Source organism: Amnibacterium soli, from assembly GCF_039544415.1.
Classification (GTDB): Bacteria; Actinomycetota; Actinomycetes; order Actinomycetales; family Microbacteriaceae; genus Amnibacterium; species Amnibacterium soli.
The window spans coordinates 118,792-137,324 of the sequence record NZ_BAABLP010000003.1 but is presented as its reverse complement, the minus strand read 5'-3'; the positions used below and the strand labels follow the sequence as shown (position 1 = coordinate 137,324).

Annotated in this window: 12 protein-coding genes; 9 read left to right on the top strand and 3 right to left on the bottom strand. The window is 73.8% G+C overall.

Annotation, left to right across the window (positions count from 1 at the left end):
- Positions 1-13: 13 nt before the first annotated feature.
- Positions 14-2,146: an alpha-1,4-glucan--maltose-1-phosphate maltosyltransferase gene (locus ABEA53_RS08845; RefSeq protein ID WP_345480745.1), complete on the bottom strand. Its 2,133-nt coding sequence runs from the start codon at positions 2,144-2,146 to the stop codon at positions 14-16.
- 117 nt (positions 2,147-2,263) lie between these two features.
- Here ABEA53_RS08845 and glgP point away from each other — a divergent pair, with 117 nt between their 5' ends.
- Positions 2,264-4,846, top strand: coding sequence for an alpha-glucan family phosphorylase (gene glgP, locus ABEA53_RS08840; RefSeq protein WP_345480743.1), 2,583 nt, complete (start codon positions 2,264-2,266; stop codon positions 4,844-4,846).
- A gap of 123 nt (positions 4,847-4,969) precedes the next feature.
- On the opposite strand, the gene glgX is transcribed toward glgP, so the two are convergent.
- Positions 4,970-6,991: a glycogen debranching protein GlgX gene (glgX, locus tag ABEA53_RS08835; protein ID WP_345480742.1), complete on the bottom strand. Its 2,022-nt coding sequence runs from the start codon at positions 6,989-6,991 to the stop codon at positions 4,970-4,972.
- Positions 6,992-7,011: 20 nt separating this feature from the next.
- Here glgX and ABEA53_RS08830 point away from each other — a divergent pair, with 20 nt between their 5' ends.
- The 8 genes from ABEA53_RS08830 (at position 7,012) to gatB (ending at position 17,950) form a co-directional block, all read left to right on the top strand.
- Complete coding sequence (locus ABEA53_RS08830; RefSeq protein ID WP_345480741.1) at positions 7,012-8,151, top strand: cysteine desulfurase family protein; 1,140 nt, start codon at positions 7,012-7,014, stop codon at positions 8,149-8,151.
- Between the two features lie 139 nt (positions 8,152-8,290).
- Positions 8,291-10,183, top strand: coding sequence for a S53 family peptidase (locus tag ABEA53_RS08825; RefSeq protein WP_345480740.1), 1,893 nt, complete (start codon positions 8,291-8,293; stop codon positions 10,181-10,183).
- A gap of 73 nt (positions 10,184-10,256) precedes the next feature.
- Positions 10,257-11,354, top strand: coding sequence for a tRNA 2-thiouridine(34) synthase MnmA (gene mnmA, locus ABEA53_RS08820; protein WP_345480739.1), 1,098 nt, complete (start codon positions 10,257-10,259; stop codon positions 11,352-11,354).
- A gap of 57 nt (positions 11,355-11,411) precedes the next feature.
- Positions 11,412-13,793 carry an NAD-dependent DNA ligase LigA gene (gene ligA / locus ABEA53_RS08815; protein ID WP_345480738.1) on the top strand — a complete coding sequence of 794 codons (2,382 nt, stop codon included), beginning with the start codon at positions 11,412-11,414 and terminating at the stop codon, positions 13,791-13,793.
- Positions 13,794-13,864: 71 nt separating this feature from the next.
- Positions 13,865-14,458, top strand: a complete 594-nt coding sequence (locus ABEA53_RS08810) for a GDSL-type esterase/lipase family protein (RefSeq protein ID WP_345480737.1) — start codon at positions 13,865-13,867, stop codon at positions 14,456-14,458.
- 101 nt (positions 14,459-14,559) lie between these two features.
- Positions 14,560-14,871 (top strand): Asp-tRNA(Asn)/Glu-tRNA(Gln) amidotransferase subunit GatC, encoded by a 312-nt coding sequence (gene gatC, locus ABEA53_RS08805; RefSeq protein WP_345480735.1) that lies wholly within the window; start codon positions 14,560-14,562, stop codon positions 14,869-14,871.
- A complete protein-coding gene (gene gatA / locus ABEA53_RS08800; protein WP_345480734.1) occupies positions 14,871-16,427 on the top strand; it encodes an Asp-tRNA(Asn)/Glu-tRNA(Gln) amidotransferase subunit GatA in 1,557 nt (518 codons plus the stop codon). The genes gatC and gatA overlap by 1 nt, the downstream gene beginning before the upstream one ends.
- Positions 16,427-17,950 (top strand): Asp-tRNA(Asn)/Glu-tRNA(Gln) amidotransferase subunit GatB, encoded by a 1,524-nt coding sequence (gene gatB / locus ABEA53_RS08795; protein ID WP_345480733.1) that lies wholly within the window; start codon positions 16,427-16,429, stop codon positions 17,948-17,950. The genes gatA and gatB overlap by 1 nt, the downstream gene beginning before the upstream one ends.
- A gap of 147 nt (positions 17,951-18,097) precedes the next feature.
- Here the strand turns inward: gatB and ABEA53_RS08790 are convergent, their stop codons facing one another.
- The gene (locus ABEA53_RS08790) at positions 18,098-18,457 is read right to left on the bottom strand and encodes a VOC family protein (protein ID WP_345480732.1); all 360 of its coding nucleotides are present in this window, start codon (positions 18,455-18,457) and stop codon (positions 18,098-18,100) included.
- Positions 18,458-18,533: the final 76 nt, after the last annotated feature.

The following is an 18,533-nucleotide window of genomic DNA, read 5'->3' as shown; positions in this document are numbered from 1 at the left end:
GACGGGACGCTGCTTACTGGTCCGGATCGTCCTCGACGGTCAAGATGTGGACGGGCTCCCCGAACGGGTCGAGGCGGACGTAGTCGTCGGCGCCCCACTGCCACACGGCCCCGCTGACGAGGTCGCGGACGGTGAAGACGTCGTCGGGCAGGCGCCCGAACGCGGTCGGGTCGAGGTGCACGACCGTCTCGCGGGCGCCGTTCGGGTCGAGGTTCGCGACGACGATGATCGTGTCGGCCGAGCCGGTGCCGGTGAACTCGGCGTCGAGGTGCTTCGAGTAGGCGATCACCTGGTCGGACTCGGTCCAGTGGAAGTGGATGTTCCGCAGCTGGCCGAGCGCCGGGTGGTGGCGCCGGATGCCGTTGAGCCGGGCGATGTACGGCGCGAGGGTCGTGCCGAGCATCGCGGCCCGCGCCCAGTCGCGGGGCCGGTACTCGTACTTCTCGTTGTCGATGTTCTCCTCGGACCCCGGCCGCGCCACGTTCTCGACGAGCTCGTAGCCGGAGTAGACGCCCCAGGTGGGCACGGAGGTCGCCGCGATGGCCGCCCGGATCTTGTAGGCGGCGGTGCCGCCGAACTGCAGGTAGGGCGTGAGGATGTCGTGGGTGTTCACGAAGAAGTTCGGCCGCATGTAGTCGGCCGTCTCCTGGGAGAGCTCGACCAGGTACTCGGTCAGCTCCTCCTTCGTGTTCCGCCACGTGTAGTAGGTGTAGCTCTGCTGGAAGCCGACCTTCGCGAGGCCGCGCATCATCGGCGGGCGGGTGAACGCCTCCGCGAGGAAGATCACGTCGGGGTGCGCCGCGTTCACGTCGTGGATCAGGCGCTCCCAGAAGCCGAGCGGCTTCGTGTGCGGGTTGTCGATCCGGAAGATGCGGACGCCGCGGTCGATCCAGACCTGGAAGATCCGCCGCATCTCCGCGTACGAGCCCTCGGGGTCGTTGTCGAAGTTCAGCGGGTAGATGTCCTGGTACTTCTTCGGCGGGTTCTCGGCGTAGGCGATCGAGCCGTCGGCGAGCGTCGTGAAGAACTCGGGGTGCGAGACCACCCACGGGTGGTCGGGGGAGGCCTGCAGCGCGATGTCGAGCGCGATCTCGAGCTTCAGGCGCTTCGCGGCCTCGACGAAGGCGAGGAAGTCCTCCTCGGTGCCGAGGTCGGGGTGGATGGCGTCGTGGCCGCCGTCCTCCGAGCCGATGCCGTAGGGGGAGCCCGGGTCGTTCGGGCCGGCGGTGAGCGTGTTGTTCGGGCCCTTGCGGTTCGTGCGGCCGATCGGGTTCACCGGCGGGATGTAGACGACGTCGAAGCCCATCTCGGCGATCGCGGGCAGCCGCAGCGCGGCCGAGCGGAAGGTGCCGGAGGTCCACGAGCCGTCCTCGTGGCGCACCGCGCCCTCGGAGCGCGGGAAGAACTCGTACCAGGAGCCGGAGCCGGCGCGGAGGCGCTCGACGCGCAGCGTGCGCGACGGGCCCGCGGTGAGCAGGCTCGAGATCGGTGCGGCGGCGAGCGCGTCGGCGACCCGGCCCTGCGTCACGACGCTCCAGCGGGTGCCGGGGTCGGTGCCGACGTCGCGGAGGGCGGCCGCGCTGTCGCGGAGCAGGGCGGGCGCGTCGTCGCCGCGGCCCTCCTCCTCGGCGGCGCGCTCGAGCAGGCGCGCACCCTCCTCGAACATGAGCTCCACGTCGATGCCGGCGGGGATCTTGATGCCCGCGTCGTGCAGCCAGGTGCCCCAGTCGTCGAGCCACGCATCGACCCGCCAGGTCCACGCGCCGGTCTCGTCGACCTGCACCGAGGCGGTCCACCGGCCGAGCCCCGGGTTGACCTGCACCATCGGGCGGCGCAGCACGCGACCGGAGGGGGCGGTCAGCACGACCGCGGCGTCGATGACGTCGTGGCCCTCCTTGAACACGGTCGCGGAGAACGGCACGACCTCGCCGGCGAACGCCTTCGCGGGCCAGAGGTCGTCCGGCTGCTGCGGGGAGAGGTCGAGGATCGGGATGCGGCCGAGGACCGGCTTCCACGGCTCCGTCTTCCGGGCCGGGCGACGCCCGGCGGGCGCACGGGTGCCCGTGCTCCTGGATCGCGTCGTCGCGGGCCGGCCGCCTTCCGCTGCCTGGGTGTCAGCCACGCGCACACCATACGAGAACCGCATGAGAGCCGGATAGGTGCGGCGATCGGGCCCCGCGAGCGGGTCGCGGATCGTCCACATCGGCGACACCGCTTCCCCGTATGGTGACCGCAGTCGCCGAGGTCCGAGGAGCTCCTTCTTGTGAAAGCAATCCGCCGCTTCACCGTCCGAACCGTGCTGCCCGCGTCGCTGTCCGCGCTCGACGAGCTCGCCGCGAACCTCCGGTGGTCCTGGCACGAGCCGACCCGGCGCCTGTTCGAGGAGATCGACCCGGACCTCTGGCGCAGCCACGCGTCGGACCCGGTCTCGCTGCTCGGCGCGGTCAGCCAGTCCCGCATCGAGGGGCTCGCCGCCGACGGCGCCTTCGTCGCCCGCGCGAACGCGCTGCGCGACGACCTCGCCACCTACTGCAGCGAGCCGCGCTGGTACCAGTCGCTGACCGAGGCGCCCGCGCACATCGCCTACTTCTCGCCGGAGTTCGGCATCGCCGCTGCGCTGCCGCAGTACTCGGGCGGCCTCGGCATCCTCGCGGGCGACCACCTGAAGAGCGCGTCCGACCTGGGCCTGCCGCTCACCGGCATCGGCCTCTTCTACCGCGCGGGCTACTTCAAGCAGTCGATCTCACCGGACGGCTGGCAGCAGGAGGCGTACCCGGTCCTCGACCCGGACGGGCTGCCGCTGACGCTCACCCGGCACGCGGACGGCGCGCCCGCGCTCGTCTCCCTCGCCCTGCCGGAGGGCCGCACGCTGCACGCGCGCATCTGGCAGGTGCTCGTCGGCCGCGTCACGCTGCTGCTGCTCGACACGGACATCCCCGAGAACGAGGACGCGCTGCGCGACGTCACCGACCGCCTCTACGGCGGCGGCGGCGAGCACCGCCTGCTGCACGAGCTGCTGCTCGGCGTCGGCGGCGTGCGCGCGCTGCGCATCTGGACCGAGCTGACCGGCCGGCCCGACGCCGAGGTGTTCCACACCAACGAGGGCCACGCGGGCTTCCAGGGCCTCGAGCGCATCTCGACCCTGATCCACGACGGCCTCACCTTCGCGGAGGCGCTGCAGGTCGTGCGCGCCGGCACCGTGTTCACGACGCACACGCCGGTGCCCGCGGGCATCGACCGGTTCGACCGGGGTCTCGTCGAGCAGTACTTCTCCGGCGACCTGCTGCCCGGCGTCGAGGCCTGGCAGGTGCTCGACCTCGGCGGCGAGAACTACCCGGGCGGCTCCGGCGACATGTTCAACATGGCGGTCATGGGCCTCCGGCTCGGGCAGCACGCGAACGGCGTCTCGCAGCTGCACGGCGAGGTGAGCCGCGGCATGTTCAGCGGCCTCTGGCCGGGGTTCGACTCCTCCGACGTGCCGATCACCTCGGTCACGAACGGCGTGCACGCGCCGACGTGGACGGACCCGATGCTGCTCGAGCTGTCGCAGCAGAAGCTCGGCACCTCCGACACGACCGCCGCCGACTGGGCCGGGCCCGGCGTCGGCGACGGCGAGCTGTGGGCCGTCCGCAACCGCATGCGGGCCAACCTCGTCGCGGACGCGCGCCGCCGCGTGAAGGCGGCGTGGCACGAGGAGAACCCGGGCGCCTCCGCGCCGGCGTGGTTCGACGACCTGCTCGACCCCGACGTGCTGACGATCGGCTTCGCGCGGCGGGTGCCGACCTACAAGCGGCTCACGCTGATGCTCGAGGACGAGGCCCGCCTCGCCTCGCTGCTCACGCACAAGAAGCGGCCGATCCAGATGGTGATCGCGGGCAAGTCGCACCCGGCGGACGACGAGGGCAAGCGCCTCATCCAGAAGCTGGTGCGCTTCACGCAGGACCCGGAGCTGCGGCGCCGCATCGTCTTCCTCCCGAACTACGACATCGCCATGGCGCAGGTGCTGTACCCGGGCACGGACGTCTGGCTGAACAACCCGCTGCGGCCGCTGGAGGCGTGCGGCACGTCGGGCATGAAGGCGGCGCTGAACGGTGCGCTGAACCTGTCGATCCTCGACGGCTGGTGGAACGAGTACTACGACGGCGAGGACGGCTGGGCGATCCCGTCGGCCGATGCCGCGGGCGACGCGGCCGAGCGCGACAAGCTCGAGTCGGAGAGCCTCTACGACCTGATCGAGAACCAGATCGCACCGCGCTTCTACCGGCGCGACGCCGCCGGCGTGCCGACGCGTTGGCTCAAGTCGGTCCGGCACACGCTGGCGACGCTCTCGCCGGAGCTCTCCGCGGACCGCATGGTGCGGGAATACGTGACGCGGCTCTACATGCCCGCGGCGAAGGCGGCGGAGGCGATCACCGCCGCCGACTACGCGGGCGGCCGCGAGCTCGCCGCCTGGAAGGGCGTCGTCTCGTCGGCGTGGAGCGGCGTCTCCGTGGTGCACGTCGAGTCGGGCGGTCTGGCTCCGGTGCCGCAGGTCGGCGACCGGCTGCACGTGCGCGCGCAGGTGCAGCTCGGCTCGCTGCAGCCGGGCGACGTCGCGGTCGAGGTGGTCTACGGCACGTCCCGCGAGGGCGACGACCTGGTGAACACCGCCACCGTGGAGCTGGCTCCGCTCGAGGACGACGCGCTCTCGAGCACCGGCGCCATCGCGCTCGACGGCTCGCGCACGTTCGCCGGCACCGTCACCCTCGGCCGCCCGGGCTCCTTCGGCTACAACGTGCGCGTCGTGCCGAAGAACGAGTACCTGGCGGACCCCGCGGAGATGGGCCTCGTCGCCGTCGCCCACTGACCGAGCACGTCAGCAGGAGGAAGCGAGCACGACAGCAGGACAGGACGACATCAGCAGGAAGGAATCGCCCGATTTCTCCTGCTGATGTCGTTCCTTCCTGCTGAAGCGCTCAGGCCGGCGCGCTCACCGGACGGCGTAGAGGAGGAGGGTCGGGCCGTCGATCGCGATGTGCTCGCCCGGCGCGGAGTGCACGCCGGTCGCGGCGTCGTCCGCGCTGGTCCAGAGCAGCTCGAGGTCCGTGCAGGCGCCGTGCTCCGGCAGCGTGACGCGCATCGCGGTCTCGTCGCCGTGGACGACGAGCAGCGTCGCGTCGCCGTCCGTCTCGGCCAGGTACTGGAGCGTGCGGTTCTCCGGCGTGGACCAGGCGGCCTCGTCCATCGCGCCGCCGTCCGCGTTGAACCAGTGCATCGCGTTCGGGGTCGCCGCGTCGGGGTGCTGTGCGGGCCGCAGCGCCGGGTGCTCGCGGCGGATGCGGATCAGCCGCCGCGCGACGTCCTGCAGCTCCTGCTGCCACTCGGTCAGGTTCCAGCCGATCCAGTTCACTGCCGCGTCCTGGCAGTAGGCGTTGTTGTTGCCGCGCTGCGTGCGCCCGAGCTCGTCGCCGGCGAGCAGCATCGGCACGCCGGCCGACAGCAGCAGGGTGCCGAGCAGGTTGCGCATCGCCCGGCGGCGGTCGGCGAGCACGCGCTCGGAGCGGGTCGCGCCCTCGACGCCGAAGTTGAACGACCGGTTGTTGTCCGTGCCGTCGCGGTTCGACTCCCCGTTCCCGAGGTTGTGCTTCGTGTTGTAGGAGGTGACGTCGGCGAGCGTGAAGCCGTCGTGGGCGGTGATGAAGTTCACGCTCGCGAGGGGGCCGCGCTCCGCGGAGAAGTGCCACGACGAGCCCGACAGCTGGTTCGCGAGCGCGCCGATGCCGGTGCGGGCGAGGCCGCCGTGCCGGGTGACGACCGTGTCCGTCAGCCAGAAGTCGCGCACGGTGTCGCGGTATCGGTCGTTCCACTCGGACCAGCCCGCGGGGAAGCCGCCGGTCTGCCAGCCGCCGAGGCCCACGTCCCACGGCTCCGCGATCAGCTTCACGTCCTTGAGCGCCGGGTCCCCGAGCAGCTCGTGCAGCAGGGGCGCGTCGGGCGTGTAGGTGATGTGCTCGTCGCGGCCGAGCGTGACGGCCAGGTCGAAGCGGAATCCGTCGATCTGCACCTCCTCCGCCCAGTAGCGCACCGAGTCGTGGATGAGGCGCCGGACCTGCTCCTGCGAGCAGTCGAGGCTGTTGCCGCATCCCGTGGTGTCGATGTACCGGCCGTCGTCCTGCCGGTAGTAGGTGCTGTTATCGAGGCCGCGGAAGCTCTGGACGGGCCCGGCGGGACCCTCCTCCGCGGTGTGGTTGTAGACGACGTCGAGCCACACCTCGATGCCGGCGGCGTGGAGGTGCTTGACCATGCCCTTGAACTCGTCGAGCACGGCCTGCGGGCCCGCGGACTGCGCCGTGAGGGAGGCGTACTGCGCGTGCGGCGCGAAGAAGCCGACGGTGTTGTAGCCCCAGTAGTTCACGAGGCCCTGCTTCTGCAGCCGCCGCTCGCTCGCGGACTGGTGCACGGGCAGCAGCTCGACCGCCGTGACGCCGAGGTCCTGCAGGTAGGCGATCGTCGACTCGTGGGCGATGCCCGCGTACGTGCCGCGGAACTGGCGCGGCACGGACCGCAGCTGCTTCGTGAGGCCCTTCGCGTGCGCCTCGTAGACGACGGTCTCGGCGAGGGGCGTGTTCGGCTTGCGCACCTCGCCCCAGTCGAAGGCGTCGTCGACGACGACGCTGCGCCACGAGTCCTGGTCGATCCGCACGATCCCGCGGCCGTAGGGGTCGAGGAGGGGGCGGGACCGGTCGAACGCGTCACGGGGCCCGGCGGGACCGTCGGCCTTGACGGCGTAGCGGCGCCCGGGGGTGAGGAGGGCGGATCGGCCCGTCCAGACGCCCTCGGCGTCGCGCTGCATCCGCACCGTGCGCTCCACCCACGAGGGGTCGCGCTCGCTGAGCAGGCAGAGGTCCATGCTCGTCGCGGTGCTGCTCGCCACCCGCAGGGTGCCGCCGTCCGGATCGAGACGGACCCCCAGGTCGCGGAAGCGGTCGGCCGCGGCGGGAGGCTCCTGCACGCGCCTACCCTAATGATGCGATGGCCGTCTACCTCGATCACGCCGCGGGCACGACGCTGCGGCCCGCGGCCGCGGCGGCGTTCGCGGAGGCGCTCGGCGCGGTCGGCAACCCCTCCTCGGTGCACCGGCACGGGCAGGCCGCGCGGGCGGTGCTCGAGGAGGCGCGCGAGCGCCTGGCCGCGGCAGCGGGCTGCGAGCCGGTCGAGGTGCTCTTCACGTCCGGCGGCACGGAGGCGGTGAACCTCGCGGTCGTCGGCGGCTGGCGCGCCCGCGGCGGGGGAGCGCTGCTGCTGCCGGGCGGCGAGCACGCGGCGACGGTCGAGGCGGCGGAGGCGCTGCAGGCCGAGGGGGCCCGCATCGTGCACCTGCCCGTCGACGCGGAGGCGCGGCTCGACCCGGCCGTGCTCGCCGACGCGCTCGCGACCGAGCCCGACGCCGCGCTGCTCACGGTGCTCGCCGCCAACAACGAGGTCGGCTCCGTGCAGGACGTCGCCGCGCTCACCGCGGTCGCCCGCGCGGCCGGCGTGCCCGTGCACGTCGACGCGATCGCCGCCTTCGGGGCGGTACCGACGCGCTTCGACGCCTCCGGTGCGCAGCTGATGAGCGTCTCGTCCGTGAAGGTCGGGGGACCGGCGGGGGTGGGCGCGCTGCTCGCAGCCCGCACGGCGCCCGTCCGCCCGCTGCTGCACGGCGGCGGCCAGGAGCGCGGGCTCCGCTCGGGCACCCCCTCCGCCGCGCTCGCGCTCGCCTTCGCCGTCGCGGCGGAGGAGGCGGCGGCGCACCGCGACGCGGAGGCGGTGCGCGTCGCCGCCCTGCGGGACCGCGCGCTCACCGGGGTGCTCGCGGCGCTGCCCGGCGCGGTGCTGCGCGGCACCCCGCCCGGGCCCGGGCGCCTGCCGGGCAACCTCCACGTCACGGTCGCGGGCGCGGACGGGGAGTCGCTGCTGTTCCTGCTCGACGGCGCCGGGGTCTCGGTCAGCACGGGTTCCGCCTGCCTCGCCGGCGTCACCCGGCTGTCGCCCGTGCTGCTCGCGATGGGCGTGCCCGCGGAGCAGGCGCGCGGCGCGCTGCGCATCACCCTCGGCCACTCGTCGACGGCGTCGGACGTCGACGCCCTGCTCGCGGCCCTGCCCGCGCTCGCGCCGGTGCTCGCCCGCTGACGCGCGCCGCACCGGATCCCCGTGGCCCTCCCACGGGGGCTGTCCGCGCTCTCAGGCGGTTCTTAGGCTCGGCCGCATCCGGGTGACCCGCCCGCGATCGGCGCCGCCCCAGCGCCGGCCCCTCTCCCCGAGGACCCCTGTGCCCACATCGCCCCGGCGCGCCGCCCTGCTCGCCGCACTCCTCGCCTCCGCACTCGTGGCCGGCTCCGCCGTCGCGGCCGCACCCGCGCAGGCCGACGGCCGCCGCGTCGCCGTCCCCGCCGCGAAACCCGCCTGGGCGACCGCCGCCGCCGACAGCGGGGCCCTCGCCTCCGCGACCTCCGTCGAGCTCGAGCTCGCGCTCCGCCTGCCCGACGAGGAGGCGGCGAAGGCCTTCGCACTCGCCGTCTCCACCCCGGGCACCCCGCAGTACGGGCAGCACCTGTCGCCCGCCGACTGGATCGCGCGCTTCGCCCCCGCGCAGGCCACCGTCGACACCATCGCGGCCGCGGTGCAGAAGGCCGGACTCACCCTGGAGTCGGTGCCGAAGAGCCGCCTCTTCGTGACCCTGCAGGGGTCCGCCGCGCAGGTCGACGCGTTCCTCGGCACCCGCGTGCACGCCTACGACGTCGACGGGCAGCAGCGGCTCGCCGCGGCCGGTACGGCGACGCTGCCGCAGCCCGTCGCGCGTGCCGTCGCGGCCGTCGTGCTCACCCACCCGCGGATCACGCCCGGGCCGAACGCGAAGAAGAAGAAGCCGACCGTCTCGCCCTGCTCGCAGTACTGGGGCCAGCACACCGTGAAGCTGCCGAAGAAGGCCTACCGCCGCTCCACCGCCAGCACGCCGCTCTGCGGCTACTCGGCGAAGCAGCTGCGGCAGCTCACCGGCCTGCAGCGCTCGAACCTCGACGGCGCGGGCCAGACCGTTGCCGTCATCGACGCGTTCGGCGCGCCCTCCATGCGCCGCGACCTCGCGACGTACTCGCAGCGCAACGGCCTGCCCGCCGCCTCCTACACCGAGCTCGTCGCACCCGGGCGGCCCTCGTACGCCTGCGCGCCCGCCGACTGGCAGGTCGAGCAGGCGCTCGACCTGGAGGCGGTCCACGCGGTCGCCCCGAGGGCGCACCTCCTCTACGTCGGCGCGAGCGACTGCGGCGCCGGCTTCGACGTCGCCATGTCCCGCGTGCTCGACGACGGCCTCGCGTCGATCGTGTCCAACAGCTGGGGCTCCACCGCGCTCGACACCCTCGCGGGCAGCGACCTCGTCGACGACGCGACCCGCCAGAGCATGGTCGTGATGCTGCACCAGCAGCTGCAGGCCGCCGGCCAGGGCGTGGGCCTCTACTTCGCGAGCGGCGACCTCGGCGACGACTCGATGGTCGCGGACGCGCCCGCCGTCGACTTCCCCGCCTCGTCCCCGTTCGTGACCGCCGTGGGCGGCACCGCCGTCGGCCTCGACCGGCACGGGAAGCGCGTCTTCACCACCCCGTGGGGCGAGAACGTCTCGCTGCTGTCGGGCGCGCGGAAGAAGGCGTGGTCGCCGAAGCTGCCCGGTGAGTTCATCGGCGGCGCGGGCGGCGGGGCGAGCGAGCTGTTCCCGGCGCCGGCCTACCAGGCGGGCCTCGTGCCCGCCTCCCTCTCCGGCGGCATGCGCACGGCGACCGACGTGTCGGCGCTCGCGGCCATGACGACCGGGTTCCAGGTCGGCGTCCGCGAGACGGGCACCTTGACCTACCGCACGGCGGCCGTCGGCGGCACCTCGCTGGCGACGCCGATCGTGGCGGCGCAGGTCGCCCTCGCCCAGCAGGCGTCCGGTCGCCGGCTCGGGTTCCTGAACCCCGCGCTCTACGCCCTCGCGCGCCGCACCCCCTCCGCGTTCCGCGACGTGGTGCCGTCGGCCGCGCGGCGGGCCGTCGCGCTGCGGTCGGGGAAGGACGTGCTGCTCGTCACGGTCGACCGCGACTCGTCGCTGAATGCGCGCCGAGGGTACGACCTGCCCACCGGGCTCGGCGAGCTGACGCCGGCCGCGCTCGCCGCCCTCGGCCGTCCCTAGCGCCGGTCGGTCGTCGCTCGACGCACGTCGAGCGGCGACCGGCCCCCGCGGCGGCGGCACGTAGCCTGGAGCGGTGAAGGTGCTGGCGGCGATGAGCGGCGGCGTCGACTCCGCCGTGGCCGCTGCGCGCGCGGTCGAGGCGGGCCACGACGTGACCGGCGTGCACCTGGCGCTGAACCGCAACGCCGGCACGGTCCGCACGGGCGCGCGCGGCTGCTGCACCATCGAGGACGCGATGGACGCCCGCCGGGTGGCGGACCGCATCGGCATCCCCTTCTACGTGTGGGACTTCAGCGACCGGTTCGCGGAGGAGGTCGTCGACGACTTCGTCGCGGAGTACGCCGCCGGCCGCACGCCGAACCCCTGCCTCCGCTGCAACGAGCGGATCAAGTTCGCCGCGCTGCTCGACCGCGCGGTGTCGCTCGGCTTCGACGCCGTCGCGACCGGCCACTACGCGGTCCTGCGCACGGAGGCCGACGGCACCCGTGCGCTGCACCGCGCCTCCGACGAGGCGAAGGACCAGTCGTACGTGCTCGGCGTGCTGACGGCCGAGCAGCTCGCGCACGCGATGTTCCCGCTCGGCGAGACGCCGTCGAAGGCGGTCGTGCGGGCGGAGGCGGCGGAGCGCGGGTTCCGCGTCGCGACGAAGCCGGACAGCCACGACATCTGCTTCATCCCGGACGGCGACACCCGCGGCTGGCTCGCCGACCGCCTCGGCAGCGCGCCCGGGCCGGTGCTCGACGCGACGGGCGCCGAGGTCGGGCGGCACGAGGGCGCCCACGCCTACACGGTCGGGCAGCGCCGGGGGCTCTCGCTCGACCGTCCGGCGCCGGACGGGCGACCCCGCTTCGTGCTCGAGGTGAAGCCCGCGACGAACACCGTGGTCGTCGGGCCGAAGGAGGCGCTCGCCGTCGGCGCGCTCGCCGGTGCGCGGACGTCGTGGGCCGGTCCGCGGCCCGAGGGGCAGGAGTTCCGCTGCGACGTGCAGGTCCGAGCCCACGCCGACCCCGTGCCCGCGACGGCGGCGTTCGAGGACGGCGAGCTCGTGATCCGGCCGGACGAGCCGCTCGTCGGGCTCGCGCCGGGACAGAGCGCCGTGCTCTACGACGGCACGCGCGTGCTCGGCCAGGTCACGGTCGACCGCACCGTCTCCGTGGCGCCCGTCGCCTGATCGGACCCCGCTTTCCGTGATCGGCCGGCTGTCGGTGGGCGCCCCTATGCTCGCCGCATGAGCGACACGGCGACCCAGGTCCCCGCGGGCGGTGCCGACGGCGGCGACACCCACGACTCGGCCGAGGCGCGCGCCGCGGAGGGCGCGGCGCTCGAGCGCGCGCGCGAGGTCGGCGACCTCACCGCCCGCATCAACGACCTGCGCCACGAGTACTACGAGGGCGACCAGTCGACGGCGTCCGATGAGGAGTACGACGGCCTCGTCCGCCGCCTGCAGGCGCTCGAGCAGCAGCACCCCGAGCTGCTGCGGCCCGACAGCCCCACGCAGACCGTCGGCGGCGCGCCGGAGACGAAGCTCTTCGACCCGGTCGTGCACAGGGAGCCGATGCTCTCGCTGGACAACGTGTTCAGCCGCTCCGAGCTCGAGGCGTGGGCCGAGAAGGTGCAGCGCGACGCCGCGAAGGCGCTGCCCGAGGCCCCGGTCCGCTGGCTGAGCGAGCTGAAGATCGACGGCCTCGCGATCAACCTCCGCTACGAGCGCGGCGTGCTCACCTCGGCCGCGACGCGCGGCGACGGCGTCACCGGCGAGGACGTCACGCCGAACGTCCGCACCATGGGCACGATCCCGATGCGGCTGCAGGGCACCGGGCACCCCGACCTCGTCGAGGTCCGCGGCGAGATCTTCTTCCCCGTCGCGAACTTCGACGAGCTGAACGCGCGACAGGCGGCCGCGGGGGAGCGGCTCTTCGCGAACCCGCGCAACGCCGCGTCCGGCTCCCTCCGGCAGAAGGCCGAGGGCAAGAGCCCCGAGAAGCTCGCGCTGATGGAGGCGCGGATCCGCGGCCTCCGCATGCTCGTGCACGGCATCGGCGCCTGGCCCGTCGAGCAGATCGAGCGCACCACCCCGGTGACCGCGCAGAGCGAGGTCTACGACCTGCTCGCGGAGTGGGGGCTGCCCACCTCCAGCCACTACCGCGTGTTCGACGCGGTCGACGAGGTCTGGGGGTTCATCGAGCAGTACCGGGCGCAGCGCGCGTCCGTCGAGCACCAGATCGACGGCATCGTGATCAAGGTCGACGACCTCGACCTGCACGTGGCCCTCGGCGCGACGAGCCACTCGCCGCGCTGGGCGACCGCGTTCAAGTACCCGCCCGAGGAGGTGCACACGAAGCTGCTCGACATCGTCGTGTCCATCGGCCGCACCGGGCGCGCGACGCCGTTCGCGGTGATGGAGAAGGCGCTCGTCGCCGGCTCCGAGGTGCGGCAGGCGACGCTGCACAACCAGGACGTCGTGAAGGAGAAGGGCGTCCTGATCGGCGACACCGTCGTGCTGCGCAAGGCGGGCGACGTGATCCCCGAGGTGCTCGGGCCGGTGGTCGAGCTGCGCGACGGCACGGAGCGCGAGTTCGTGATGCCCACGCACTGCCCCGAGTGCGGCACCGAGCTGCGGCCGGCGAAGGAGGGCGACGTCGACCTCCGCTGCCCGAACGCCCGCAGCTGCCCGGCGCAGGTGCGCGGGCGCGTCGAGCACATCGGCTCCCGCGGATCGCTGGACATCGAGGCGCTCGGCGAGGTCACCGCGGCCGCGCTCACCCAGCCGTCGGTGCCGGCGACCCCGCCGCTCGTCACCGAGGCGGGCCTGTTCGACCTCACCATGGACGACCTCCTGCCGATCCGCGTCGTGCCGCGCGACCCCGAGACCGGGATGCCGCGCCTGAACGAGGACGGCTCCGAGAAGCTGCTGGCCCCGTTCGAGCGGAACGCCAACGCGGACGAGCGCCGGGCGGCGAAGGAGGCGGGCGCGCCGCTCGAGCCGGGCGCCCGCGTGCCGTCGAAGCAGGCGGTCGACCTGCTGGCGAACCTCGAGATCGCGAAGACGAAGGACCTGTGGCGGTACCTCGTCGGGCTGTCGATCCGGCACGTGGGCCCCGTCGCCGCCCGCGCGCTCGCCGCGCACTTCGGCTCGATGGCCGCCATCCGCGCGGCGTCCCGCGACGAGCTCGCGAACGTCGACGGCGTCGGCCCGATCATCGCGGACGCGCTGATCGAGTGGTTCGCCGTCGACTGGCACGCGGAGATCGTCGACCGATGGACCGCGGCGGGCGTGCGGCTCGAGATCCCGGGCCACCCCGGTCCCGGTGAGGCGGACACCGCGCCGAAGGGCCCGCTGGCCGGCGTGACGGTCGTGGTCACCGGCACGGTCGAGGGCTTCAGCCGGGAGGAGGCCGAGGAGGCGATCCTCGCGGCCGGGGGCAAGTCCGGCTCCTCCGTGTCCAAGAAGACGGCGTTCGTGGTGATCGGCGCGAACCCCGGCGCGAGCAAGCTGACGAAGGCGGAGGCGATCGGCACCCCGCAGCTCGACGCCGACGGCTTCCGTCGCCTGCTCGATGGCGGCCCCGCGGCGGTCGCTCCCGCCGAGCCGGACGGCGACGAGGCCTGATGGGGCCCGCCGCTGCCGATCCGCCGGTGCGCACGGCCCCGTCAGCAGCGGACGGCCCCGCGAGGCGAGACGTGCGCGTGTGCTTCGCGGGGGACTCGCTCGTCGCCGGCACGGGCGACGAGTCCGCGCGGGGCTGGGTCGGCCGGGTGGCCGCCGCGGCGATCGCGGGCGGCCTGGACCTCACCGCGTACAACCTCGGCGTGCGCGGCGCGACGTCGGTGCAGGTCGCGCGCCGGCTCGCGATCGAGGCCCGGCCGAGGCTCACCGCGGGCGACGACGCCCGGATCGTGCTCTCCTTCGGCGTGAACGACACGATCGTCGAGGACGGGCGGCAGCGGGAGCCCACCGAGCGGACGCTCGAGGCGCTGCGGACGATGCGCGACCGCGCGGCACCCGTGCCGATCCTGCTCGTCGGCCCGCCCGCGGTGGACGACGACGAGCAGAACGACCGCATCCTCGTCCTCGACCGGGCGCTCGAGCACGAGGCCGCCGCGCTGGCGGTGCCCTACGTCGCAGCGTTCCCGGCGACCGTCTCGTCGCCCGTGTGGCGGCACCCCGTGCACGTCGGCGACGGCTTCCACCCCGACGCCGCCGGGTACGCCCACCTGGCCGCGGTGCTCGCGCCGCCGGTCGTCGCCTGGCTGCGCGAGCCCGTCGCGCGGTAGTCCTGGCGTCCCGCGGTCCGCATGCGCACCGCGCATCGCCCCGGGGACCGCGTGAGAGCCGGCGAGGGGGACGCGCGGCGGGCCTCGATAAGATCGAATCCATGCCCGACGCGTCCCCGGTGATCACGGTCGCCGACGTCCAGCACCTCGCAGGCCTCGCCCGCATCGCACTCGAGCCGGCCGAGATCGAGCATCTCGCCGGTGAGCTGAATGTGATCGTGGACTCGGTCAAGAAGGTGCAGGAGGTCGCCACGCCCGACGTCCCCGCGACCAGCCACCCGATCCCGCTCGTCAACGTGCTGCGCCCCGACGTCGTCGGCGAGGTGCTCACGCAGGAGCAGGTGCTCTCCGGGGCGCCCGACGCCTTCGACGGCCGCTTCCGCGTGCCGGCCATCCTCGGCGAGGAGCAGTGATGAGCGACCTGACCCGCTTCACCGCGGCGGAGCTCGCCGAGCACCTCGCCGCGGGCGACGTCTCGAGCGTCGAGGCCACCCGCGCGCACCTCGACCGCATCGCGGAGGTCGAGCCCGACGTCCACGCCTTCCTCCACGTCTCCGGCGAGGCCGCGCTGCGCCGGGCCGCCGAGCTCGATCGGCTGCGCGCGGCGGGCGAGGCGCCCAGCCCGCTCGCCGGCGTGCCGGTCGCGATCAAGGACGTGCTCTGCACGAGCGACATGCCGTCGACCGCGGGCTCGCGGATCCTCGAGGGCTGGGTGCCGCCGTACGACGCGACGCCGGTCGCCCGCCTCCGCGCCGCGGGCCTCGTGCCGCTCGGCAAGACGAACATGGACGAGTTCGCGATGGGCTCGTCGACGGAGTACTCCGCGTACGGCGCGACGCACAACCCGTGGGACCTCACGCGCATCCCGGGCGGCTCCGGCGGCGGATCCGCCGCGGCGGTCGCGGCCTACGAGTCCCCGGTCGCGCTCGGCTCGGACACCGGCGGCTCGATCCGCCAGCCCGCGGCCGTCACCGGCACGGTCGGCGTCAAGCCCACCTACGGCGGCGTGAGCCGGTACGGCTCGATCGCGCTCGCCTCCAGCCTCGACCAGGTCGGCCCGGTCAGCCGCACGGTGCTCGACGCCGCCCTGATCCACGACGTCATCGGCGGGCACGACCCGCACGACGCCACGAGCCTCACGGACACCTGGCCGTCGATGGCGGAGGCCGCGCGCCGCGGACGGACCGAGGGCTCCCTCGCCGGCATCCGCGTCGGCGTGGTGCACGAGCTGAACGGCTCCGGCTTCCAGGCCGGCGTCCGCCAGCGCTTCGGCGAGGCGCTGCAGCGCATGGCCGAGGCCGGCGCCGAGATCGTCGAGGTCGCGGCCCCGCACTTCGAGTACGCGATCAGCGCCTACTACCTGATCCTGCCCGCGGAGGCGTCGAGCAACCTCGCGAAGTACGACGCGATCCGCTTCGGCCTGCGCGTCGACCCGGGCCGCTCGACCACCGAGCAGGTCATGGCGCTCAGCCGCGAGCAGGGCTTCGGGCCGGAGGTGAAGCGCCGCGTCATCCTCGGCACGTACGCCCTCTCCGCCGGCTACTACGACGCCTACTACGGCAGCGCGCAGCAGGTCCGCACGCTCGTGCAGCGCGACTTCACCGCCGCGTTCGAGCAGGCCGACGTGCTGGTCTCGCCGTCCGCGCCCACGACCGCGTTCCCGCTCGGCGAGAAGGTGGACGACCCGCTGGCGATGTACCTGAACGACGTGACCACCATCCCCGCGAACCTCGCGGGCGTGCCGGGCATGAGCCTCCCCATCGGGCTCGCGCCCGAGGACGGCCTGCCCGTCGGCCTGCAGCTCATGGCGCCCGCACGCGAGGACGCCCGCCTGTACCGGGTGGGCGCGACCGTCGAGGCGCTGCTCGAGGCGGAGTGGGGCGCGCCGCTGCTGTCGCGCGCGCCGAAGCTCGGCAGACCCGTGCCCGCACCGGGCTTCGGCACCGAACCGGACGGAGGCACCCTCTGATGGCTGCTGGCGGCACCGACCTGCTCCTCGACTTCGACGAGGCGCTCGAGCGCTTCGAGCCGGTCCTCGGCTTCGAGGTCCACGTGGAGCTCTCCACCGCGACGAAGATGTTCTCGCCCGCGCCGAACCCCGCAGCGCCGGGCGCCGACGCCTCCGTGCCGAACACGCTCGTCGCGCCCGTCGACATGGGCCTGCCGGGCGCGCTGCCGACGGTGAACGCGCAGGCGATCCGGTACTCGATCTCGCTGGGGCTCGCGCTCGGCTGCTCCATCGCGCCGTCGAGCCGCTTCGCGCGGAAGAACTACTTCTACCCGGACCTCGGGAAGAACTACCAGATCAGCCAGTTCGACGAGCCGATCGCGTTCGAGGGCACCGTCGAGGTGGAGCTCGAGGACGGCACCCTGTGGACCGTGCCGATCGAGCGCGCCCACATGGAGGAGGACGCCGGCAAGCTCACGCACGTCGGCGGCGCCACCGGTCGCATCCAGGGCGCGGACCACTCGCTCGTGGACTACAACCGGGCCGGCGTGCCGCTCGTCGAGATCGTCACGAAGCCGATCTTCGGCGCCGAGCACCGCGCGCCCGAGATCGCGAAGGCGTACGTCGCCACGATCCGCGACATCGTGAAGTCGCTCGGCATCTCCGAGGCGCGGATGGAGCGCGGCAACCTGCGCTGCGACGCGAACGTCTCCCTCCGCCCGCGAGGCCAGGAGAAGCTCGGCACCCGCACCGAGACGAAGAACGTGAACAGCCTCCGGTCCGTCGAGCGCGCGGTCCGCTACGAGATCCAGCGGCAGGCCGCGATCCTGAAGGCGGGCGGCACGATCATCCAGGAGACCCGGCACTGGCACGAGGACACCGGCACGACCAGCGCCGGCCGCCCGAAGTCGGACGCAGACGACTACCGCTACTTCCCGGAGCCGGACCTGCTGCCCGTCGAGCCGTCGCTCGAGCTGATCGAGGAGCTGCGCGCCGCGCTGCCCGAGTCGCCCGCAGCGTTCCGCCGCCGCCTGCAGGCCGACTACGGCTTCACTGACGGAGAGTTCCGCGACATCCTCAACGCCGGCGTGCTCGCCGAGCTGGAGGAGACCGTGTCGAAGGGCGCAGCGCCCGCCCAGGCCCGGAAGTGGTGGCTGGGCGAGATCCTCCGGATCGCGAACCAGCGGGGCGTCGACGCCGGCAGCCTCGTCTCGCCGCTGCACGTCAGCGAGCTGATCGCGCTGGTCGAGAACGGCGACCTCACCGACCGCCTCGCTCGGCAGGTGCTCGAGGGCGTCGTGGCGGGGGAGGGCAGCCCCGAGCAGGTCGTGGCGGCCCGCGGCCTGAAGGTCGTGTCCGACGACTCCGCGCTCATCGCGGCCATCGACACGGCGCTCGCCTCGCAGCCCGACGTGCTGCAGAAGATCCGCGACGGCAAGGTGCAGGCCGCCGGCGCGGTCATCGGCGCCGTCATGAAGGCGATGCGCGGCCAGGCCGACGCGGCCCGCGTCCGCGAGCTCGTGCTGGAGCGCGCCCGGTCCTGATCCGCCCGCCTGCTCCTCTTCACGGATACGGGGATCCGGCGCGCCGGATCCCCGTATCCGTGAACAAGCACCTCCGCGGCTTCCGGTCCGTCGCGTGCAGATCCGGTCCGCGAGGTGCGCCCGGAAGTGCGCGCGGGCGACCGGAAGTCACCAGGTGGGGACGTCGGCGTCGCGTTCGATGAACTCCAGGCGGTTGCCGACCGGGTCCGAGGCGGAGCAGCGGCGGTGGCCGGGGAAGAGCGACTCGTCCCACTCGACCGCGACCCCGTGCGCTGCGAGGTGCGCAGCGAAGGCGTCGAGCGCCCGCACGCGGATGCCGGGGTGCGCCTTCCGCGCCGGTTGGAACCCGGCCTCCACGCCCAGGTGCAACTCGAGCCGGTCGGCGCGGACCCAGAGGCCGCCGCGGGCGGCGAGCGCCGGCGGCTCGGCGACCTCGCTCATCCCCAGCACGCCCACGGAGAACCCGCGCAGCTCGTCCTCCGATCCCGCGGGGATCGCGAGGAGCACGTGGTGCAGCCCGTAGGACCAGCCCGACTCGGCGTCCTCGCCGTACCCCTGCTCCGAGACGATCCGGTCAGCCTGC